The sequence below is a fragment of the Marinobacter piscis genome, assembly GCF_007671655.1.
GTDB classification, from domain to species: domain Bacteria; phylum Pseudomonadota; class Gammaproteobacteria; order Pseudomonadales; family Oleiphilaceae; genus Marinobacter; species Marinobacter piscensis.
The window spans coordinates 1-3,166 of the sequence record NZ_VCGX01000008.1; the positions used below are offsets into that span (position 1 = coordinate 1).

Consider the following 3,166-nt stretch of genomic DNA (forward strand, 5'->3'; position numbering starts at 1 on the left):
CTGAACCTGTGCCCCAAACTTCGTGACATACACGCGTCAGAGCAGCGGTCAGAGTCGTCTTGCCGTGGTCAACGTGACCAATAGTGCCCACGTTCAGGTGCGGCTTATTACGTTCAAACTTAGACTTGGACATTCGACCTCTCTCCCTGATCACTCGTGATCGTAACGATGACCGGACAAGTATTGGAGCTCATGAGCGGAGTTGAACCGCTGACCTCATCCTTACCAAGGATGCGCTCTACCGACTGAGCTACATGAGCACTCTTTAAAAACTGGAGCGGGCAGCGGGAATCGAACCCGCGTCATCAGCTTGGAAGGCTGAGGTAATAGCCACTATACGATGCCCGCAAGCAATAATGGTGGAGGGGGCAGGATTCGAACCTGCGAAGCTTTCGCGTCAGATTTACAGTCTGATCCCTTTAACCACTCGGGAACCCCTCCGAGTCAGGCGCGCCTTGGCGCGCCTGTATAATAATGGAGCTGGCGGACGGAATCGAACCCCCGACCTGCTGATTACAAGTCAGCTGCTCTGCCAACTGAGCTACGCCAGCTCAAAATCGCGTCTTCAGCGAGGGCGGTATACTACGGATTATTTTCTGACTTTGCAACACCCTTGCACTCATTGATTTCAATGAAATCAAAATTTGTGCCCCGGGCAGATGCCAGTTCCTCGGCTTTTGCACGAGCCGAATCCGACCTCACCTCAAAAGACAGGCCGTAGCTTACTTGATTTCGGGTGAACTTGGCCAGTACCGCGTTGAGATTCTTTTGTTTTTTTTCTTCCAACATGGATATAGCAGCCTCCCTGGACTCAAAAAGCCCCAGTGAAATCGCATTCCGGTTCTCACCTTCTGTAACCAGGTAGGCGTCCACGCCCTTTGCTTCCAACTCCTGTAGCTCGATCTGAGCAACAGGGTGCGGCTGCGGAGGTATCAGGACCCAATGCAATGGGGGAAGCGCCTGCTCTCCTTCAAACACCTCGTAATGCCCGGAACTTAAGCCCGTGTCGCCCTCAGCCAGCTTCTTTGCGTCAGCCCGGGACTCAAACCACCCCAATTCAACGCAGCTGACCGTAGCAGCCTCCGGGCTCAAAGCCCCACCTTTACCTGTGAGTTTCAGGCTCGTTACCCGGGGCAGACTGCCGGAGCCGGCCGCACTTTTGTCGTCAGACTCAGGCAAGTGAGCAGCTACGTACCAAAGCGTGATGTTCAGCAACAGCACCAGCACGGCCAGAGTCCTCATGCACTGAACACCTCATGATCAATAAAGCCCAGCCCATCGAGCACAAGGGACGGATGTTCACTGGCGTTTAACCCTACGGCCTGCAGCCGCGAAGCATCCCCCCCGGTCACCAGAATATCGCTCAGCCCCAACTGTTCAACATCCCTGTGAAGCTGCTGCGCTATGGCAAGAGAGACCCAGGACATGCCGTGATTGACACACTCCCCGGTACTTTGCCCAGGCTCCAGCGCAACGGCGTGATTTGGCTCGAAAGCGATCCGCGCAGCGTCGGTCTTCAGACTTTTGAACATCATTGCAAGGCCCGGCAGGATATACCCTCCCAGGTGGTTTCCGGAATCACTGACATAATCGATGGTGATGGCGCTGCCGGCATCGATAACTGCGCAGCCCCGGCCCCGTTTTTTCCAGGCACCATACATTCCATGCCAGCGATCGGCCCCCATCGCTGATACATTGCCATAGGAGTTCCGGAGTCCGAGCCTTTCTTTCTCTGCCCAGTAAAAGCGAACCTCCCCGGGTACCCGCTCCTGCAGATAAGCATCGAGTGCCATGCGCAGGTCTTCCCGGGCTACTGTGGACACTGCAACCCGGGATACGGTCCCCAGGTACTGGTCAATATCGCTAAGGGGGTGGTCGCTACTCATGGATCCACGCCCCTGACTGATTACGGTGAGATCATGCTCAAGACGCCACTTAAGCCGTGTGTTGCCGGCATCAATCAGCAACCTCATAGTGACACCCTCAAGCTCACCTCTCCGGCACGGACCGCGACTACGCCGCTGCTGGTAGCGATAAGATAATTGCCCTGCGCATCAATGCCCGCTGCAGTGCCTTCCGTTTCACCTCCTCTGGCGTGAACATGCTGCCCTTGCAGCATATCCCGCGCCTGCCAGCGCTCCCGGAAGCTATCAAAGCCATGCCGTGAAAACGCCTCCGCACTATCGAGTAACGCCGTGATCAGTGCAGGCGCCAGTTCATTCCTTGCCCAGGCCCGATCCGGGCAATGCCTGACAAGGCTCGACCAGGACTGCTCAACATCATCGGCATGTTCCATATGTACGTTGATACCCACGCCCGCAACGACCCGCACTACTCCTTCCTGAAGCTCTCCCTGAAGCTCTACAAGGATGCCGCCGAGCTTACCTCCGGGGAGAAATATGTCGTTGGGCCATTTGAGCCTCACGTCCGAAACACCAAGCTTCTCCAGGCTTTCTGCCACCGCGACACCCAGGACCAGGCTAAGCCCGTCAAGGACAGCAAAGCCGCCATGAAATGTAAGGCCAATGCTGAGGTTGAGATTTTCCCCTCTGGGGCTTCTCCAGGATCGCCCACGGCGGCCACGCCCCTGGCTCTGGCTATCGGCAATCACTACGGGCGTACCTGAAGTGGCATCTGTCATAAGGCTGAGCACTTCAGTATTGGTAGAGCCTACCTCATCCATTACTGTCAGGCCTATTTTGTCACGCACAGCGTCTGGCAGGGCACACAGAATGCTGTCTTCATCAAGCAGGTCCAGGGGCCTGGCGAGCTTATACCCCCGCCCCCTCACCGTCTGAATATCATAGCCATTATCGAGGGCGCGGCGGACCTGTTTCCAGACGGCCGTTCGGCTGACTCCAAGTTGCTGTGCCAGGCGTTCACCGGAGTGGACCTGCCCGTCACTGAGCAGGGTTAAAAGTGCTCTGGATTTCATTAAGCATCATCCAGTCAGGAGTGAGTAGAGAGGGGATTAAACACCAGGAAGGCGTAAAACACAAAACGAAAAAACCCCCAACCGAACTCGGCTGGGGGTTTTAGTATTAGGAGTCTGACGATGACCTACTCTCACATGGGCAGATGCCACACTACCATCGGCGCAGGCCTGTTTCACTTCTGAGTTCGGGATGGGATCAGGTGGTACCAGGCCGCTATGGTCGTCAGACAA

At 56.0% G+C, this 3,166-nt stretch carries 4 protein-coding genes, 4 tRNA genes and 1 rRNA gene; all 9 read right to left on the bottom strand.

Features of this window, described 5'->3' with window-relative positions:
- The coding region (locus FFI95_RS15275; RefSeq protein ID WP_246069533.1) for a GTP-binding protein at nucleotides 1–133 on the bottom strand (133 nt) is incomplete at its 3' end.
- 51 nt (nucleotides 134–184) lie between these two features.
- A tRNA-Thr gene (locus FFI95_RS15280) sits at nucleotides 185–260 on the bottom strand.
- Between the two features lie 13 nt (nucleotides 261–273).
- Nucleotides 274–348, bottom strand: a tRNA-Gly gene (locus FFI95_RS15285).
- Between the two features lie 9 nt (nucleotides 349–357).
- Nucleotides 358–441: transfer RNA gene (locus tag FFI95_RS15290), tRNA-Tyr, on the bottom strand.
- A 34-nt stretch (nucleotides 442–475) separates the two neighbouring features.
- Nucleotides 476–551, bottom strand: a tRNA-Thr gene (locus tag FFI95_RS15295).
- 31 nt (nucleotides 552–582) lie between these two features.
- Nucleotides 583–1,242: a hypothetical protein gene (locus FFI95_RS15300; protein ID WP_144823895.1), complete on the bottom strand. Its 660-nt coding sequence runs from the start codon at nucleotides 1,240–1,242 to the stop codon at nucleotides 583–585.
- Nucleotides 1,239–1,973 carry a type III pantothenate kinase gene (locus FFI95_RS15305; RefSeq protein ID WP_144823896.1) on the bottom strand — a complete coding sequence of 245 codons (735 nt, stop codon included), beginning with the start codon at nucleotides 1,971–1,973 and terminating at the stop codon, nucleotides 1,239–1,241. The genes FFI95_RS15300 and FFI95_RS15305 overlap by 4 nt, the downstream gene beginning before the upstream one ends.
- Nucleotides 1,970–2,935, bottom strand: coding sequence for a biotin--[acetyl-CoA-carboxylase] ligase (locus FFI95_RS15310; protein ID WP_144823897.1), 966 nt, complete (start codon nucleotides 2,933–2,935; stop codon nucleotides 1,970–1,972). The genes FFI95_RS15305 and FFI95_RS15310 overlap by 4 nt, the downstream gene beginning before the upstream one ends.
- 112 nt (nucleotides 2,936–3,047) lie before the next feature.
- A 5S ribosomal RNA gene (gene rrf, locus FFI95_RS15315) occupies nucleotides 3,048–3,163 on the bottom strand.
- Nucleotides 3,164–3,166: the final 3 nt, after the last annotated feature.